This window comes from Photorhabdus bodei (assembly GCF_003287735.1).
Lineage (GTDB): Bacteria > Pseudomonadota > Gammaproteobacteria > Enterobacterales > Enterobacteriaceae > Photorhabdus > Photorhabdus kayaii.
In genome coordinates, this window is the sequence record NZ_NSCM01000043.1 from 14,339 (window position 1) to 35,311 (window position 20,973).

The following is a 20,973-nucleotide window of genomic DNA, read 5'->3' on the forward strand; positions in this document are numbered from 1 at the left end:
AAGATGATGTATTGCAGAGTCAATTAATAATAATCTGTATTAAGAGCATAGGCTTTAATTTGAATATATGTCATTTCGATAAGTGGGCGCAAGCTAAAGCTAATAAAAATTGCGGTCAATTAATCAATATTATCCTAAAAATTTTAATTGGGCGTTGCTAATTTGTTGTTATTAATCGGGGAATGGCATTCAGTTTATGAATATATTGAATTGATGTCAGATATATCTGTTTTTATTTTTTTGGAGAGCAAGAAGTTAGGGGAAAATATGGGATATAATTGTCATGAATGATATTTTTCAAATTTTTAACAAATTCATTGAGATCGTGAATGGCCCTTTACCACCAACTCAGAATGTAAAGAGCATTCTCCAGACATTTACCTCCAGTGACTTTTTATCAGAATCTTCTCCCGCTATTTCTTTTGTGCCGGATGAAAAGCCAGCGTTTTTACATATCGATCCATCGCTAGGTTGGGCACAGGTAATATCTGATACTTTGTTTAAGTTAATCGCTATTCCGTTAGTTTATTGGAGGATAATGAGAATAAAACGGCTTTAGCTCAGGCTTTGAATAGGGCGCTGGCAATCAGTTGTGAAGGGGAGGTGGTATAGTACTAATATATTAATTATTTAACGTTGATATGACAATCCGGTATATATACCCGTCATCTTTCAAGTTGTCTCTTTGTTGGCTGCACTCACTCACCCCGGTCACATATGAAATTTAATCTAATCTAGTTTTATTTTTTTATGAATCTTCTTTGCTATATATAAATATGTCTCATTATTATTCTCATGAATTATTAAGAATAATTCATGTAAAGGTTAGAAATAGCCATATATTTTCCATTGTTAATCTTGACCAATATAATGTCTATATATTTCTCTGCTGTCTGGAAATTAAACAACATCGAAATAAAACTATAAATTGATAAATGTCTCAAGGTATCAAGTAAATTACTTTGTAGAACTATTTACTTGGGTGATATTGTCTTGTAATTAATGATTTATTGCATATGTTATTGTTTTATAGCAATAATGCTTATTGTAAGATAGTGTGTAATAAAGCCATTTATAGTTTTAAATTGTTTCTATATGGTATTATACCTTATGGATTTCAAGATGCATCGCGGCGGCAAGGGAGCGAATCCCCGGGAGCATAGATAACTATGTGACCGGGGTGAGTGAGTGCAGCCAACAAAGAGGCAACTTGAAGGATGACAGGTATAAATATAATCACATTTATATCGACTCTATAATCTTATTATTATAAAAAAATATAATGGATTTAATTTGAATTTGTATTGGTTCGTTTACGATATTTACATTAATGATATTATTTATTTGTTGAAAAATAGCGTGTTATGAATTACTTTTAACCCAGTCTTATATTTTCAAATAATTGAATATATAAGATGGTTTGTAAATGTTGAATAAGTTACATTTGTAATTGAGCTATTAGTTAATTATTAAGATAAAGAATTTATTTCATAAGTAATTATCAAAGTAAACTTTTTTGATAATTTATTTATTTTATCTTTATAAATATATCATTTGTTTTTGGAATAATTTCAATTAGATATTAATAGAGAATAGATAAAATACAATGGTGATTTGGTATTTATGCATAATTAAATGCAGTTAACGGTTCCATTTTAAATGATGGAATTCAATATTAGCCAATTAAAATTGCAGTAAATCAATCGAACTTATCTAAAAAACGGGAACAAAAATGGAATGTCTTATTCCGAAGCATAAAATAAATTATTTATTCCGTTGTCAGGAAAATTCATGTCAAAAAATTGTTAGCTGGTTGTTGTTGACGAGGCTATAGCATCCCGTATCTGAATATCTTGAATTGATATCAGATGTGTCCGTTTTTATTTCTTGGGGGCAAGAAGTGAGAAAGAAATATTGGTGATGGTTGTCAGAAATGACAGTTTTCAAATTTCTAACAGATTCGTTGAGGTAGTAAATGAAAGATAGTATCGCTCAAGCAGGAAGTGATTTTAAAGCTGAACTCCTCTCTCAGACGTCAGAAAATATAACCAACGTAAATGACACTTTACCACCGACTCAAAATGTAAAGAATATTCCCCAGACGTTGACATCCAGTGAATCATTTTGGTGCGAACGTCTTGCTGCTTTGCAACCCCTCCAATTACCTTTTGAAACCGCCGGAGAGCAAGTAGAACCCAGTTGGGTAATAAGCGACTGGCAGCTCCCGTTGCCAAAAAACGGTGAAGAGGAACCATTACAAACATTGTTGCAGGCATTCGTTATCTACCTTGCGCGTTTGACTCAGCAGACGGTATTCCAAATCGGTTGGTACGTGGATGGGGTGGACGATAAGTCGGCAGATTTGGCACCAGTGGTGCCAATGGTCGTTGAGATGGAGTTTGATAAGCCCTGGCATGTGGTAGCGAATTGGCTGGATGGCGAGTTGGCCCGGTTGGCCCGGCACCGCACATTTAGTCGAGATCTCCTCGCGCGCGCTCCTTCATTGTGGGCTATTCCGGCGTTGACAAACCACCGGCCGTGGCGAATTGCCATTGCTGTCATAGCGGAGGATAGACCGTGTGATCAGACGGTGCCGGGAGAATTGCTGACGCTCCAAATCAATGTGCAGGGCGGTTTTCGCTGGATTTACGATGAAAATCGCCTGAGCACGGAAGTGATTCTGCGCATGGGTGAACATTTACAGATGCTGGCAGCGTCAAAAAGGCAGGGAGAGGAAGTTCCTATTTGGCAGCTTAATGTGTTGTCTGAGGCTGAACGTACCTTGCTATTGGAAACCTGGAACGCCACGGAAACCCCTTATCCTGACCCGGTATGTATTCATCAATTGTTTGAACAACAGGCAGAGCAAGCCCCGTACGCCACGGCGTTGGAATACCAAGGACAGACCCTCAGTTATGCGGAATTGAATACTCATGCTAACCGGCTGGCTCATCAATTGATTGCGCTGGGCGTCACACCAGACCGGCGGGTCGCGATTTGTGTGGAACGTTCCCCGATGATGGTGGTGTCATTGCTGGCCGTGCTGAAAGCCGGTGGGGCTTATGTGCCGTTGGATTCAACTTATCCGCGGGAACGTCTGGCATATATCCTGAGCGATAGTGCGCCGTCAGTGGTGCTGGTTGATAAAGCTGGCCGGGCGGCGCTGGGCGAACAGGCGCTGGTAGGAGTGACGGTACTTGATCCGAGTATCCAACTTGACCAGCCCGACAGCAACCCGCAGATCCCGGCGTTGACGCCACAGCATTTGGCTTATGTGATTTACACCTCCGGCTCCACCGGGCAGCCGAAAGGGGTGATGGTGGAACATCAGGCGATTTACCAACGTTATCTGGGTTTTAATGACACCTATGCGGTCACCGCACAAGACCGGCTATTGCAATTTGCCGCGTTTGCGTTTGATGTTTCAGTGGAAGATTTCTTCTCGTCATTATGCAACGGAGCCACACTGGTTATCCGGGATGATAGCTGGCTGGCTTCGATACCCGAATTTGTTGCCTTAACCCGACAATATCGTATTACGGTGATGTCACTGCCGACTTTATTCTGGTCTGAATTGGCGGCCAGAGATAATGGATTACCGCTGCCGGATTGTCTCCGGCTCATCATCATTGGGGGTGAGGCGGTGAAAAAGAGCGCCATTCAGGCGTGGTTTAGACAGACGGGCCACCGGCCTCGGCTATTGAATGGTTATGGCCCGACGGAAAACACCGTGACGGTGACCTATAAGGAGGTGTTATCCCCGGAAGATGCCCGTTCTATCGGACGACCGGCTAAAAATGCCCGTATCTACCTGTTGGACAAATATGGCGAATTGGTCCCCGCAGGTTGTGTAGGTGAGATGTATATTGGTGGCGTGGGGGTGGCACGAGGTTATATCAACCGGCCGGCGTTGAGCGTAGAACGTTTTATGTTGGATACTTTTAGTCCGGTATCCGGCGAACGGATGTATCGCTCTGGGGATTTGGCCCGCTACCTGCCGGACGGTGACCTCGAATTCTTGGGCCGTAACGATGAGCAGGTTAAAATTCGCGGTTTTCGAATTGAACTGGGGGAAATTGAAACCCGATTGACGGAACACCCGGCGGTACAAGAGGCAGCGGTACTGGCATTGGATGGCGATCAGGGCAAACGGCTGGTGGCTTATGTGGAGGCGAAAGCGAATGAGAGATTGGCTGCTGATTTGCGTGAATACCTGAGTGCCATTTTGCCTGACTATATGGTGCCGGTGGCCTTTGTGCGTCTGGATAGCTTCCCGCAGACCCCGAGTGGCAAGTTAGATCGCCGGGCGTTGCCTGCGCCAGGGGAAGACGATTTTGCCCGTCAGATTTATGAAGCCCCACAAGGGAAGGCTGAGATCACTCTGGCGGACATCTGGCGTGAGTTATTGGGTATTGAACAAATAAGCCGACATGACAGTTTCTTTGCGTTGGGCGGTCATTCCCTACTCGGCGTGCAGATGATTGAGCGCCTGCGCCACCTGGGGTTAACACTGACGGCGCGTGATCTGTTCCAGTCTCCGGTGCTGTCAGTGTTGGCCCAAGCGTTGGGACAACATCAGGCTGTGATAGTCCCGCCTAACGTCATCACGCCGACAACTACTGCGCTGACGCCGGAGATGTTGCCGCTGATTGATTTGAGTCAGACTGACATTGACCGTATCGTCGAGCAAGTGCCGGGCGGGATAACCAATATTCAGGATATCTATGCGTTGTCGCCGTTGCAGGACGGTATCTTGTTCCACCACCTGTTGGAACAGGCAGGTGACCCCTATCTGGTGCTCTATCCGGTGGCCTTTGCTAACCGCTCTTTACTGGAGCGTTATCTGGCGGCGGTACAACAGACGGTTGATCGCCATGATATCTTGCGGACGGCGTTTATTTGGCAAGGATTATCAGTTCCGGCGCAGGTGGTCTGGCGTCAAGCACGGTTGCCCGTGACAGAACTGACGCTGGATCCGGCTGACGGTCCAGTCATTGATCAGTTAACTCGGCGTTTTGATCCCATTCAATATCGTCTTGACTTGAGTCAAGCGCCGCTACTGCATTTTGTTATCGCTCAGGAAGCCGATGGCCGCTGGTTCTTACTGGAATTGCAGCATCATTTGATTGGCGACCATGAAACGATGGAAGTGATGCACCGTGAAGTGCAGGCCTATTTTACCGGACAGGGGGAGCATCTGCCTGCGCCGGTGCCGTTCCGTAATCTGGTGGCTGAGGCCCGGTTGGGAGTGAGTCAGGAAGCGCATACCCGTTTCTTCACCGACATGTTGGCGGCAGTGGATGAACCAACGTTGCCGTTCGGGTTAACGGGCGTGCATCGTGATGGATCTCAGAAGACGGAATCCCACCGGATGTTGGTTCCTGAGCTAAATGACCGTCTGCGCAGTCAGGCCCGGCGTTTGGGCGTCAGTCTGGCGGCGTTGTGTCATCTGGCTTGGGCACAAGTGTTATCGCGTACCAGCGGACAGGAGAAAGTGGTGTTTGGTACCGTCCTATTTGGGCGCATGGCCGTGGGGGAAGGAATGGGGTTGTTTATCAATACCCTACCGCTGCGGCTGGATATCGATGAGACCCCGGTACGGGACAGTGTGCGGGAGGCGCATCTGCGGCTGGCTGAATTGTTGGAACATGAGCATGCTCCGTTGGCGCTGGCTCAACGATGCAGTGGGGTTGATAGCGGTACGCCGCTCTTTAGTGCCCTGTTGAACTATCGCCATAATGAGCAGCCAGATCCTTTGAATGAAACAATGGCCGGAATTGAATTCCTGGGCGAACAAGAGCGAACTAACTATCCGTTTGTGCTGTCGGTAGAGGACGGTGGCTCTACGCTGGGTCTGACCGCTCAAGTCGTGCGGCCGTTTGATCCGGAAAGCCTATGCGGTTATATGCAACAGGCACTGGAGAGTCTGGTGGAAGCGCTGGAGCAAACCCCGGAAATGCCCGTTCGGGTATTGGAGATCCTGCCGGAAGCGGAGCGTACTTTGTTGCTGGAAACCTGGAACGCGACGGAGACCGTCTACCCAGATCAGTTATGTGTCCATCAGTTGTTTGAACAGCAGGTGGAGAAAACTCCAGCGGCGACAGCGCTGATCGCAGGAGATAAAACGCTAAGCTATACGGAACTGAATACCCGTGCTAACCGGCTGGCTCATCAGTTAATCGAACAAGGAGCTTGTTCCGGTGATCATATTGCGCTTCTGCTAGAACGATCGATAGAACTGGTGGTGGCCCAGTTGGCCATTCTTAAAGTCGGTGCCGTTTACGTACCGGTTGATCCCAGTATGCCGGATGAGCGGAAAAACTGGCTGATAAGTGATTGTTCCGCCCGGTTACTGCTCACCGATACACAGGCTGATATTCCGGCGAACCTGACTGTTCCGCTGTTGCGTCTCTCGGATGAATCAGACACGGACGGAAGAGAGGAAGAGTGCCTCAACCCTGGTTTGCCGTGTTCCAGTACCGAGTTAGCGTATATCATGTACACCTCCGGTTCTACCGGTACACCCAAAGGGGTCTTGGTACCGCATCGTGCGGTGGTCCGACTGGTCATCAATAATGACTATGCTGAAATCGGACCGGATGACCGAGTTGCCTTTACGGCTAATCCGGCTTTCGATGCTAGTACGTTTGAAGTCTGGGCACCGTTGCTCAGCGGCGGGGCGTTAGTGGTTATTGACCGCGCCACGTTATTAACACCACAGGAGTTAGTACCGGTTTTACAGGCTCACCACATCACAGTGCTGTGGCTAACTATCGGGTTGTTTAACCGACTGGCGGCAGAGTTATCTCCGGTTCTGCCGCAGATAAAGATTCTGATTTTCGGGGGAGATATACCCGATTTACAGGTGATTGCTCAGGTTCTAAATAATCGCCCGCCACAACAACTCTTGCAGGCTTATGGTCCCAGTGAGGGAACCACTTTTACCACTATGTATCCTATCGTGGCATTAACGCAGGGAGTGACTCGTATCCCCATTGGCCGACCGATAGCCAATACACGTATTTATCTGCTGGATGCTTACGGTCAGCCGGTGCCGACAGGTGCGATCGGTGAGATTTATGTGGGGGGAGATGGGGTTGCTTGCGGCTATCTTAATCGCCCTGACCAGACTGCGGAACGTTTCCTGACAGATCCATTTAGTGATCAACCGGATGCGCGTATGTACCGGACCGGGGATTTAGCCCGTTATCTGCCGGACGGTAATCTGGAATTTCTGGGCCGCAATGACCAACAGGTTAAAATCCGCGGCTTCCGCATTGAACCGGGAGAAATTGAGACGCGTCTGGTGGAGCATCCGGCGGTGCGTGAGGCGGCTGTGTTGGCGCTGGGTGATGGGTCGGACAAACGGCTGGTGGCCTATGTGGCGGCGGAAGCCCATGAGGGGCTGGCGATTACTCTGCGTGATCACCTGAGTGCTATTTTACCTGATTATATGGTGCCGTCAGCTTTTGTGCGTCTGGATGCTTTCCCGTTAACCCCGAACGGTAAGCTGGATCGCCGGGCGTTACCGGCACCGGACGAAGAGGCGTTTGCCCGTCAGGTTTATGTTGCGCCACAAGGCGAAACGGAAATTGCGCTGGCAGCGATTTGGCGTGAATTACTGGGGATCGAACAAGTCAGCCGGTATGACAGCTTTTTTGCGTTGGGCGGCCACTCGTTGCTGGCTGTGCGGATGGTTGAACACTTGCGTCACCTGGGGTTGACGCTGGCAGTGCGTGACCTGTTCCAGTCGCCAGTGTTGTTTGAATTGGCGCGAACATTGGGGCAGCACCCGGTTATGGTGGTGCCATCGAATGTGATTACGTCAGCGACGACGAAAATCACCCCGGAAATGTTGCCGCTGATTGATCTGACTCAGGCTGAGATTGATCGTATCGTCGGGCAGGTACCGGGTGGGATGACTAATATTCAGGATATCTATGCCCTGTCACCGTTGCAGGACGGTATTTTGTTCCACCATTTATTGGCAAACGAAGGTGATCCGTATCTGGTGGTCAGTCAAATGGCTTTTGCTGACCGGTCTCTGCTAGATCGTTATTTGGCGGCAGTGCAACAGGTGATTGATCGCCACGATATTCTGCGCACTGCCTTTATCTGGCAAGGGTTGTCAGTGCCGGCACAGGTAGTCTGGCGTCAAACGTCCTTATTAGTGACTGAATTGACGCTGGACCCGGTTGATGGGCCGGTTAGCGATCAACTGGCTCGACGTTTTGATCCCCGTCATAATCGTCTCGATTTGGGTCAGGCACCGCTGTTACGTTTTGTGGTGGCGCAGGAGACCGATGGCCGCTGGTTCTTACTGGAATTGCAACATCACCTGATTGGTGACCATACCACAATGAAAGTGATGAACCGTGAAGTGCGGGCGTACCTTGCCGGGCAAGGGAATAGCCTGCCTGACCCGGCTCCTTTCCGCAATTTGGTGGCTCAAGCCCGGCTAGGGGTGAGTCAGGAAGCGCATATCCGCTTCTTTACTGACATGTTGGCGGAGGTGGATGAGCCTACGCTGCCGTTCGGGCTGGCGGATGTGCATCGTGATGGCTCTCAGGAGATAGCATCCCATCGGCTGCTGACGGCCAGCTTGAATGACCGCCTGCGTAGCCAAGCCCGACGTTTGGGGGTCAGTCTGGCGGCGTTGTGTCATTTGGCTTGGGCACAGGTACTGTCGTGTACCAGTGGTCAGGAGAAAGTGGTGTTTGGCACCGTGCTGTTTGGGCGCATGACTGCGGGAGAAGGGGCTGACAATGGTATGGGGCTGTTTATCAATACCCTGCCGTTACGGCTGGATATGGATGATACGCCGGTACGCGATAGTGTACAGGCCGTACATACCCGGCTGGCGGGATTATTGGAACATGAGCATGCTTCACTGGCGTTGGCTCAGAGATGCAGCAGGGTTGCCAGCGGTACGCCACTTTTTAGTGCCTTAATGAACTACCGACATAATGATCAGCTTGATCCTTTGGATGAAACGATAGAGGGGATTGAATTCCTGGGCGAACAGGAGAGCACTAACTATCCCTTTGGCATGTCGGTGGAGGACGATGGCGCCACGTTGGGGCTGATCGCTCATGTGGTGCAACCGTTTGATCCGGAAAGTTTGTGCAGTTATATGCAGCAGGCGCTGGAGAGTTTGGTAGAGGCTCTTGAGCAGGCTCCAGAGGTACCGGTACGAACACTGAACATCCTGCCTGAAACGGAACTCACGTTGTTACTGGAAACCTGGAACGCCACGGAGAATCCGTATCCTGACGCGTTATGTATTCATCAGTTGTTTGAACAACAGGTGGAGAAAACCCCTGATGCGACGGCGCTGGTGTATCAAGAGCAGACGCTGAGTTATGCCGAATTAAATGCCTGCGCCAATCGCCTTGCCCATCAACTGATTGCGTTTGGCGTAACACCGGATCAGCCGGTAGCAATTTGCGTGGCTCGCTCCCCGACTATGGTGGTGGCATTGTTGGCGGTACTGAAAGCGGGTGGGGCCTATGTGCCGCTGGATCCAACTTACCCGGCGGAGCGTCTGACGTATATCTTGAATGACACGGCCCCATCAGTGGTATTAGCGGATGCGACCGGACAGGCCACGCTGGGTGACGAAGCGCTGGCTGGGCTGACGGTAATTGACCCGAATATCCAGCCTGACCAACCGGACAGCAATCCATTAGTGACGGCATTAACGCCACAGCATCTGGCCTATGTGATTTACACCTCCGGTTCCACCGGGCAGCCGAAAGGAGTGATGGTAGAACATCAGGCGGTGTATCAACGTTATCTGGGTGTTAATGAACTCTATGCCGTCACCGAGCAAGACCGGGTGTTGCAATTTGCCGCTTTTGCGTTTGATGTTTCAGTGGAAGAGTGCTTCTCGTCATTATGCAACGGAGCCACGCTGGTAATTCGTGATGATAGCTGGCTGGCTTCAATGGCGGAATTTATTGCCTTAGCCCGGCAAAACCGTATCACGGTGATGTTTCTGCCGACTTTGTTCTGGTCTGAACTGGCGGCCAGAGATAACGGGTTGCCGTTGCCGGATGGTCTCAGGCTGATCATCATTGGCAGTGAGGCGGTCAAAAAGAGCGCCATTCAGGATTGGTTTAAACAGGAAACCTACCAACTCCGGCTATTGAACGCTTATGGCCCGACGGAAAATACCGTGACGGCGACCTGTAAAGAAATATTATCCCCGGTAGACGATCGTTCTATCGGTCGGCCGATTAGGAATACTCGTGTCTATTTACTGGATAGAAACAGGCAACCTGTGCCATTGGGCTGCGTTGGAGAAATATATATTGGTGGCGTGGGGGTGGCACGGGGTTATCTGAACCGGCTGGCATTGAGCGAGGAACGTTTTATATCGGACCCCTTTAATCCGATGTCCGATGCGCGGATGTATCGTACCGGAGATTTGGCCCGCTACCTGCCGGACGGTGAATTGGAATTCCTGGGGCGTAACGACCAACAGGTTAAAATTCGCGGCTTCCGGGTTGAGCTAGGGGAAATTGAAGCCCGGCTGGTGGAACACCCGGCGGTGCAAGAGGCGGCGGTGCTGGTGCTGGATGACGGGCAAAACAAACGGCTGGTCGCCTATGTGGCGGCGGAAGCGAATGAGGGTTTGGCTGCCCGTTTGCGTGAACACCTGAGTGCGGTTTTACCTGACTATATGATACCGGCGGCCTTTGTACGTCTGGATAGCTTCCCGCAGACGCCGAATGGCAAGCTGGATCGCCGAGCATTGCCGGCACCGGGGGAAGCGGCGTTTGCCCGTCAGGTTTATGAAGCCCCGCAAGGGAAGATAGAAACGATGCTAGCGGCTGTCTGGTGTGAATTATTGGGCGTTGAGCAGATTAGTCGATATGACAGCTTCTTTGCGTTGGGCGGCCATTCACTGCTCGCCGTGCGCATGATTGAACGATTGCGGCGTATCGGTCTGGGGATATCGGTACAAACGCTATTTCAACATCCAACACTCTGTGTTCTGGCGCAGTCTCTGGTTCAGCATGATGAAATCCAGGTGCCTGACAACGGTATTACACCGGATACGACGGTACTGACACCGGCGATGTTGCCGCTGATCGATTTAACTCAGGCTGACATTGACCGCATTGTCGGACAGATACCGGGCGGGATGGCGAATATTCAGGATATCTATGCGCTGTCGCCGTTGCAGGATGGCATTTTGTTCCACCATCTGCTGGAAAATGAAGGTGATACCTATCTGTTAGTCAGCCAGATGGTTTTTGCTGACCGGGCGCTGTTGGATCGTTATTTGATGGCGATTCAACGGATAATTGATCGGCACGATATCCTGCGTACCGCTTTTATTTGGCAAGGATTGTCAGTGCCGACGCAGGTGGTCTGGCGTCAGGCCCCATTATCAGTGACGGAACTGACACTGAACCCGGCTGACGGCTCAGTCAGTGACCAGTTAACCCGGCGTTTTGATCCCGCTCACTATCGTCTTGACCTGAGTCAAGCCCCATTATTGCGTTTTGTTATCGCGCAGGAAACGGATGGTCGTTGGTTGTTACTGGAATTACATCATCACTTGATCGGTGACCATGAAACGATGGAAGTGATGCACCGCGAAGTTCAGGCGTATCTGACGGGTGAGGAGGAGAGTTTACCGGTGCCGGTTCCTTTCCGCAATTTGGTGGCTCAGGCCCGGTTGGGTGTCAGTCAGGAAGAGCATACCCGCTTCTTTACCGAGATGCTGGCGGAGGTGGATGAACCTACGTTGCCGTTTGGATTGACGGAGGTACATCGTGACGGTTCGCAGGTGACGGAATTCCACCGAATGTTGGTTCCTGAGCTAAATGACCGTCTGCGCAGTCAAGCCCGACGTTTGGGTGTCAGTCTGGCGGCGCTGTGTCATCTGGCTTGGGCACAGGTGTTGTCTTGTACCAGCGGTCAGCAGAGTGTCGTGTTTGGTACGGTACTGTTTGGGCGTATGCAGGCGGGGGACGGTGCTGACAATGGCATGGGATTGTTTATCAATACTTTGCCGTTGCGGCTGGATATCGATGAGACTCCGGTACGGGACAGCGTGCAGGCCGCCCATACCCGACTCGCCGGATTATTGGCGCATGAGCATGCTTCATTGGCACTGGCTCAGCGTTGCAGTAGGGTTGCCAGCGGTACGCCACTCTTTAGTGCGCTGTTGAATTATCGGCATAATGCTTTGCCGGCAACGTCGGATGAACTGATCAGTGGTATTGAATTTCTTGGTGGACAGGAGCGAACCAACTACCCATTTGTGCTGTCGGTGGAGGATTTTGGTGAATCTCTGGGGCTGACGGCTCAGGTAGTACAACCGTTTGATCCGGAAAGCCTATGCGGTTATATGCAACAGGCGCTGGAGAGTCTGGTAGAAGCTTTGGAGCAAGCGCCGGAGACACCGATACGGGGGTTGAACATCCTGCCTGAAACGGAACGCAGGTTGTTGCTGGAAACTTGGAACGCCACGGAAACCGTCTATCCTGATGCGTTATGTATTCATCAATTGTTTGAGCAGCAAGTGGAGAAAACCCCAGAGGCGACGGCGCTGATAGCGGGCGATAAAACCCTAAGCTATACGGAACTGAATACCTGTGCTAACCGATTGGTTTATCAGCTAATCGAACAGGGGATTCGTCCGGATGACCATATTGCGCTCCTGTTAGAACGTTCGATAGAACTGGTGGTGGCCCAATTGGCTATTCTCAAAGCCGGCGCTGTTTACGTGCCGGTTGATCCCAGTATGCCGGATGAGCGGAAACATTGGCTGATAAGTGATTGTTCCGCCCGGTTGCTGCTCACTGATACACGGGCTGATATTCCGGCTAACTTGACTATTCCGCTGTTGCGTCTCTCGGATAAGAAAAGTGCGAACAGAGAGCAAGATCATGTCAACCCTGATTTGCCGCGTTCCAGCGCCGAATTAGCGTATATTATGTACACCTCCGGCTCTACCGGCACCCCAAAAGGGGTTTTGGTACAGCATCGTGCTATGGTCCGGCTGGTCATCAATAATGGCTATGCCAACATCGGACCGGAGGATCGGGTTGCCTTTACAGCTAATCCAGCTTTCGATGCCAGCACGTTTGAAGTTTGGGCACCGTTGCTTAATGGTGGTGCTTTAGTGGTTATCGACCGCGCCACCTTATTGACACCGCAGGAGTTAGTGCTGACTTTACAGGAGCACCGCATCACAGTTCTGTGGCTGACTATCGGGTTGTTTAACCGGCTGGCGGCAGAGTTATCTCCCATTCTTCCGCAAATTAAAATTCTGATTTTCGGGGGAGATATACCCGATTTACAGGTGATTGCTCAGGTTCTGGATAATCGTCCACCACAACAACTCTTGCAAGCCTATGGTCCGAGTGAAGGCACCACCTTTACCACCATGTATCCTATCGAGGTGTTACCGCAAGGAGCGAGCCGGATACCTATAGGTCGGCCAATAGCGAATACGCGTGTTTATCTGCTGGATGCTTACGGTCAGCCGGTACCGCCAGGTGTGATCGGTGAGATTTATGTCGGTGGTGATGGGGTCGCCCAAGGTTATCTCAATCGTCCTGAGTTAACCGCCGAACGTTTTCTTGTCGATCCGTTCAGTGATAACCCGGATGCCCGCATGTACCGCACCGGGGATTTGGCTCGCTATTTGCCGGACGGTAATCTGGAGTTCATGGGCCGTAATGACCAGCAGGTTAAAATCCGGGGCTTCCGAATTGAACCGGGGGAAATTGAGGCGCGTTTAGTAGAGCACCCGGCGGTGCGTGAAGCGGCTGTGTTGGCGTTAGGTGATGGACCCGACAAACGGCTGGTGGCTTATGTGGTGGTACTCGCGGATGACGGGCTGGTGAATAGCTTGCGTACTCACCTGAGTAAAATTCTGCCTGATTATATGGTGCCGTCAGCCTTTGTGCGTCTGGATGCGTTTCCGTTGACGCCGAACGGTAAGCTGGATCGTCGGGCGTTACCGGTACCGGACAGTAAAGCCGTTGCCCGTCAGGTTTACGTCGCGCCACAAGGCGAAACGGAAATGACGCTAGCGGCGATTTGGCGTGAATTACTGGGGATTGAACAGGTTAGTCGATATGACAGTTTCTTTGCGTTGGGCGGCCATTCACTGCTCGCTGTACGCATGATTGAACGCTTGCGTCATTTGGGGTTGACATTGGCGGCGCGTGATCTGTTCCAGTCGCCAGTGTTGTCAGATTTGGCCCAAACGTTGGGACAGCATCAGGCCATAATCGTGCCGGCTAACGTCATCACTCCGGCAACCGCGGCGTTGACACCGGAAATGTTGCCACTGATTGATCTAACTCAGTCAGAGATTGACCGTATCGTCGGGCAAATGCCGGGCGGAGTTGCCAATATTCAGGATATCTATGCCTTATCGCCGTTGCAGGACGGTATTTTGTTCCATCACTTATTGGCAAACAAAGGGGACCCCTATTTATTAACCGGTCAGATGGTCTTTACTGAGCGGACTTTGCTGGACCGTTATCTGGCGGCGGTGCAACAGGTGGTAAATAGACACGATATCCTGCGTACCGCCTTTATCTGGCAAGGGCTTTCAGTGCCTGCCCAAGTGGTTTGGCGTCAGGCATCCTTGTCGGTGACTGAATTGACACTGAACCCAGCCGATGGATCGGTTAGCGGACAACTGGCTGAGCGTTTTGATCCCCGACACCATCGTCTAGACCTGAGCGAAGCACCGTTATTGCGCTTTGTGGTAGCACAGGAGACTGATGGCCGTTGGATTGTACTGCAATTGCTGCATCATCTGATTGGCGACCATACCACGCTGGACGTGATGAACCGTGAAGTACAAGCTTATCTGGACGGACAGGAGGAGAGCCTGCCAACACCGACACCTTTCCGCAATTTGGTAGCGCAGGCCCGGCTGGGGGTGAGTCAGGAAGCGCATATCCGCTTCTTTACCGAAATGCTGGCGGAGGTGGATGAACCTACATTGCCGTTCGGATTGACGGGGGTGCATCGTGATGGCTCCCAAGTGACGGAATCGCAGCGGATGTTGGCACCTGAGCTGAATGACCGTTTACGCAGTCAAGCCCGGCGTTTGGGGGTCAGTCTGGCGGCTTTATGTCATCTGGCTTGGGCGCAGGTGTTGTCGCGTACCAGCGGACAGGAACAGGTGGTGTTCGGTACCGTAATATTTGGGCGCATGGCGGTTGGGAAAGGGGTTGACAGCGGCATGGGGCTGTTTATCAATACCTTGCCGTTGCGGCTGGATATAAATGATACGCCAGTGCGAGATAGTGTACAGGCAGTACATAGCCAGTTAGCGGGATTGTTGGAACATGAGCATGCCTCACTGGCGTTGGCTCAACGTTGTAGTGGTGTGCAGGATGGCATTCCACTGTTTAGCGCCCTGTTGAACTACCGACATAATGATCAGCTAGATCCTTTGAATGAAACGGTGGACGGTATTGAATTCCTTGGTGCGCAGGAGTTTACCAACTATCCGTTTGCCTTGTCGGTGGAGGATTTTAGTGACGCACTGGGGCTGACTGCTCAAGTTATCCAACCGTTTGAGCCGGAACGGGTATGCGGCTATATGCAACAGGCATTGGAGAGCTTGGTGGAGGCATTGGAGCAGACCCCGGAAACGCCGGTACGGACATTGAACATCCTACCTGAAATTGAAAGTACGTTGATGCTGAAAACTTGGAATGCGACGGAAATCTCGTATCTTGAACTGTTATGTATTCATCAATTGTTTGAACAACAGGTGGAGCAAACCCCAGACGCAACAGCGTTAGTGTATGAGGAGCAAACTTTCAGCTATGCCGAATTAAATGCCCGCGCTAACCGGCTGGCCCATCAGCTCATTGCGCTAGGTGTAGAACCGGACCAGCGGGTGGCGATTTGCGTGGCACGTTCACCGGCGATGGTGGTGGGATTATTGGCGGTGCTGAAAGCTGGCGCGGCTTATGTGCCGCTGGATCCGGATTATCCAGGTGAACGTCTATCACATATTTTGGCTGATGTTTCACCGGTTATTTTATTGGCTGATGCTGTCGGGCGTACAGTGTTGGGCGAGAATGTACTTACCGGGCTGACAGTGTTTGATCCGAATACATTGCTTGACCAGCCAGACAGCAATCCACAGATACCTGAATTGACCTCGTGGCATCTGGCATATGTGATTTACACCTCCGGCTCGACTGGCACACCAAAGGGCGTGATGGTTGAACATAGGCAACTGGTCAGCCAAATTACTTCGCTGAACATGAAGTGGTCGCTTAACGCATCTGACCGTCTATTGCAATTTTGCAACCCTTCTTTTGACGTTTGCGCATCAGAAATATTTTGCGCAATAACACAGGGGGCACAATTAGTCTTAAGGACAAATCAGTGGCTCCTGAGTGCGCAGGAGTTCTGGCGTCTGTGCGAGTCTTATAAAATTACCTACATGGCGATACCGGCCCAATTCTGGCGGATAATATCAAATGTTAATAAAGGTGATATCTATCAGGGCCTAAGGATTATTTGCATTGGTGGAGAAGCAATACCTGATCATGAGTTACAGCGTTGGTTATCGACTCACGGTGAATCCCCTGTTCTGGCGAATTGCTACGGCCCTACAGAAGCCACGATTACCACGACGACATCCTGCCTAAACGAGGGGATGGGGCAGGCCAATATCATAGGCCGTCCGCTACCGAATACACGTGTCTACCTGCTCGACGTTCAGGGGCAGCCAGTACCGTTAGGCGTTGTGGGGGAATTGTATATTGGGGGCGCGGGTGTCGCACGGGGTTATTTCAACCGGGCTGAACTGACCGCGGAATACTTCCTGACTGATCCGTTTAGTGATAATCCAAATGCACGGATGTATCGAACCGGGGATTTGGTTCGCTACTTGCCGGATGGCAATCTGGAATTCTTGGGGCGCAATGACCAGCAGGTGAAAATTCGTGGCTTCCGCATTGAACCGGGTGAAATTGAGGCCCGGTTGGTGGAACATCCTACGGTAAGTCAATCTGTGGTGCTGGCGTTGGGTGAAGGGCAGGATAAACGACTGGTTGCTTATGTGGTGGCGCAAGCGGATGAGCGGTTGGCGAATAGTTTGCGTGCCCACCTGAGCGCCATTTTGCCTGACTATATGGTGCCGTCAGCCTTTGTGCGTCTGGACGCTTTTCCATTGACACCGAACGGTAAATTAGATCGTCGTGCGCTACCGGAGCCGGACAATGAAGCGTTTGCTCGTCAGGCTTATGAAGCGCCACAAGGCGAAACGGAGACCGTATTAGCCGCGATTTGGTGTGAATTGCTAGGGATTGAGCAGGTTAGCCGGTATGACAATTTCTTCGCGTTGGGCGGCCACTCACTGCTTGCCATGCGAATGATGAATCTTGCCGCTGGTCGGGGTTTGAGTTTTACATTGAATGCCTTGTTCCAATTCCCGGTGTTGTCCGAATTGGCATCGAAAATCACCTCAGATTTGCTATCTCAGCCGCAAAACAGCGCTATATCGGTGCGACCTGACGGAACTGGGCTGCCATTGTTCTTTGTTCCCAGTGGCATGGGTGATTATTCTTATGTCTTCGGGCTGGCTCAACATATCCCATCGGGCTATCCGATTTATGCGCTGCCTTGGCCATCCATCAATGAAGAACCGATGTTAACGATGGAAGAGCAGGCAGCCAGAATGATCACCTTGATGAAAGCGGTACAAGCGGTAGGCCCGTATCGGATAAGTGGCTACTCTTCCGGCGGGATATTGGCTTATGCCGTTGTCCAGCGGCTTTTGAGTGCCGGTGAAATGGTCAATTTCTTGGGGTTAATTGATACGCCTGCGCCGCATTATTTTGGGAAGGAGGCTATGCAGCCCAAATACCATTGCTTTACTGAGCTGGCCCGGCAATCAGGGGAGGAATGCAAAGAAGAGATTGCAGCATTGTACCGGCGAATTGATGAGTTGAATTTGGTGCGGTTTATTGAAGCAGCACAAGAATTGGCGTTATATCCCGTAAATCTGCGTGCTGATGTGATCGCAAAACGTTGGGAGCGGATCGAACGTTACACGCAAATCGTTGCCGATTATGAGCCGCCAGCATTAGCAATAACGTTGCATCAGTTCTATGCGGTAGAACCTTCTCCTGCGGTTTCTTTTGTGACGGATGAAAAGTCGGAGTCCGTGAATATAGAGCCGTCGTTAGGTTGGGAACGGGTCATGCCTGATACTTCACTTAGGTTGATTGCTACTCCGGGTAACCATTTTAGTTTATTGGAGGATAATGAGAATAAAATCGCTTTAGCTCAGATTTTGAATAGGGCGTTAGCAATCAACTATGATGAGAAGGCTTCGTAATACTGATATATTAAGGAAGTACTCAATTATTTAGTTCTAGTGTGATAATCCGGTATGTATTTATTATACCGGATTTTTTATGCATTAAAATAGAATAAGGGAAGTTATCATTCCTATATGAGTTATTTTTTAGGTTTCTTTGTTATTATTGTTGCTATTTTATATTTTGTGATCTCAAACGGATTTTATTGTTGATTTTATTTTGTTTTGTTGATTGCCTTGGTATCAAAATTATATTTTTAATTTTGTCATTATTGTTGGGAATATTTATTGTAATAGATAATTATGAGAAGATAATTGAAGGTGTGATCATGGTAATGTGTTTTTTAGTGGTGATATAGGCTAATTTAATCAGCCTTAATTTCATGAACTCGCTTTAGAATATATTGAGTTTGTTTTAAAGGCTCGTGATAATTAAAAGCCTTACTTGTTAGAGGTAATTGTTGCTGGTCATTCTTATATACCCTATGGATTTCAAGATGCATCGCGACGGCAAGGGAGTGAATCCCCGGGAGCATAGATAACTATGTGACCGGGGTGAGCGAATGCAGCCAACAAAGAGGCAACTTGAAAGATGACGGGTATAAATGAATGGCAGATACGGACAGTGCGGAAAACCCGGCGTATACACGCAATATATGAAGGGTGATTCGCCTCGTTATTTATGGCAAAGAATAGCAAATAAAATAGCCCTCTTGGATAGGCAATAAGTGTATATACCCAATGGATTTCAAGATACATCGCGACGGCAAGGGAGCGAATCCCCGGGAGCATAGATAACGATGTGACCGGGGTGAGTGAGTGCAGCCAACAAAGAGGCAACTTGAAAGATGACGGGTATATGTTGGGAGGAGTATGTAATTGAACAATATTAAGCTTTATCCCAGTTTGCACCAGGTGTTGGTAAATATCGCTTGGCGTCAGAAAAATAACATCACAAAACGATCTAATTTGCATACATCTCGTTACAATCAATATCTTATTGGGTTAATTATTATATATGTCACATTATTTTATTATTGTGAAATAATATGTGGTGATATTAATTGTACGTTGTAATGTTTCTTTACGGTATTGAATATAATGATGTCCTTATAGGAACAAGGATAGGGTGTTTTATTTTTTCAATTAAGGTTGATTATTTGTTCGGTTATTAGGGAAATTAGCGTAAAAAATGACTAATTGGTTGTTATTAATCGAGCGATGGCACGGTTTTTTAATATCTTGAATTGATGTCGGATACGTCCGTGTTTATTTTTGGGGGGTAAGAAGTAAGAAAGAAATATTGGTGATGGCTGTCGGATATGACAGTTTTCAAATTTCTAACAAACTCTTTGAGGTAATAAATGAAAGGTAACATTGCTACAGCTGGAAATGTTCTTAAAGACGAAACTCTCTCTCAGATGTCATGTGAAAATATAACTCATAATACGTATGATACATCGATTCCATCACGAGAATGTGTTGTGGTGGGAGGAACAACCCTGGCGGTGTTTTGCGCCGAGCAAATTTTGGCGGCTGGACATACCATACAAGCAGTGCTACCTACTGATACTGTTCTACAAACGTGGGCTGCCCAGCAAGGGATTGCTTGTGTGAACTCGGTTGATGCATTACAGGAACAAATCACATTACAGCCTGTCGATTGGCTTTTCTCAATCGTCAACCCAATCATCCTGCCGGTGTCGCTCATTGAACAAATTCGTGGTGGGGCTTTTAATTATCATAATAGTCCCCTGCCACGCTATGCGGGCAGTCATGCAACCTCTTGGGCGTTGTTAGCGAGGGAAACACATTACGCTATTTCCTGGCACTGTATTGAAGGCGGTGTGGATGTCGGCGATATTGCCGTGCAATGGCCGGTATCGATTGAAGAACAGGATAATGCTTTCTCGTTGAATCTGAAATGTTACCAAGCTGCTCAGAAAGGATTTGTTGAACTACTGAAGAATCTGGGGTGCGACGTACTGGTGACTCACCCTCAGGATCTTTCGCAACGGAGTTTTTATGCTCAGTCACGTCGCCCCGACCGGGGGGGATATTTATGTTGGGAGCAGTCGGGAGAAGCCCTGTCAGCTTTAGTGCGGGCATTAGATTTTGGGGAGAATTATTTAAATCCATTGGGTTGCCCGAAACTGTTACTGAGGCAGGGCCCGGTACAAATTTCCTGGCTTCAGCGGTTGAACACGTGCTCTGAGGGGGGACCCGGTACGTTGATTAGTGTGGAGGAGGATGCCTGGCAGGTGACGACCGGTAGTGAGGATGTGCGGATTGGGGGATTCGCCACCCTTGAAGGTCATTTGCTGTCTGCCAGGGAACTTGCCGATATGTCGGAACTTAGGCCAGGCAAACAGCTTCCTTTGCTCTCCTCACAACAAGCGCAGAATGTAAAAAATACCCTTCAAACACTCGCATCCAGTGAACCATTTTGGTATGAGCGTCTTGCCTCGTTGCAACCACTCCAGTTGCCTTTTGAAATGATTGGGAAACAAGCAGAACCACGATGGGGAATGAGCTCCTGGCAGCCTCCATTGCTAAAAAACGCTGGAGAAGATCCATTACAGGTACTGTTGCAGGTATTCGTTATCTATCTTGCGCGCTTGACTCAGCAAACTGAACTCCAA

General features: G+C 49.4%; 3 protein-coding genes and 1 pseudogene. 3 read left to right on the plus strand and 1 reads right to left on the minus strand.

The window, feature by feature from the left end:
* Nucleotides 1-283: 283 nt before the first annotated feature.
* Nucleotides 284-559 carry a hypothetical protein gene (locus CKY02_RS18545; protein WP_112896425.1) on the plus strand — a complete coding sequence of 92 codons (276 nt, stop codon included), beginning with the start codon at nucleotides 284-286 and terminating at the stop codon, nucleotides 557-559.
* A 1,416-nt stretch (nucleotides 560-1,975) separates the two neighbouring features.
* Nucleotides 1,976-18,349, plus strand: a complete 16,374-nt coding sequence (locus CKY02_RS18550; RefSeq protein WP_112896426.1) for a non-ribosomal peptide synthetase — start codon at nucleotides 1,976-1,978, stop codon at nucleotides 18,347-18,349.
* Nucleotides 18,350-18,823: 474 nt separating this feature from the next.
* On the opposite strand, the gene CKY02_RS24905 is transcribed toward CKY02_RS18550, so the two are convergent.
* Entirely contained in the window at nucleotides 18,824-19,306 is a 483-nt protein-coding gene (locus CKY02_RS24905; protein ID WP_162120161.1) for a hypothetical protein, read from the minus strand.
* 446 nt (nucleotides 19,307-19,752) lie between these two features.
* Here CKY02_RS24905 and CKY02_RS26895 point away from each other — a divergent pair.
* Nucleotides 19,753-20,232, plus strand: a pseudogene (locus CKY02_RS26895) (formyltransferase family protein); the annotation flags it as partial.
* Nucleotides 20,233-20,973: the final 741 nt, after the last annotated feature.

Excerpts from the sequence above, each read along its gene's own strand:
- CKY02_RS18545 (WP_112896425.1), top strand. The coding sequence starts at position 284 with ATGAATGATATTTTTCAAATTTTTAACAAATTCATTGAGATCGTGAAT.
- CKY02_RS18550 (WP_112896426.1), top strand. The coding sequence starts at position 1,976 with ATGAAAGATAGTATCGCTCAAGCAGGAAGTGATTTTAAAGCTGAACTC.
- CKY02_RS24905 (WP_162120161.1), bottom strand. The coding sequence starts at position 19,306 with ATGCAAATTAGATCGTTTTGTGATGTTATTTTTCTGACGCCAAGCGAT.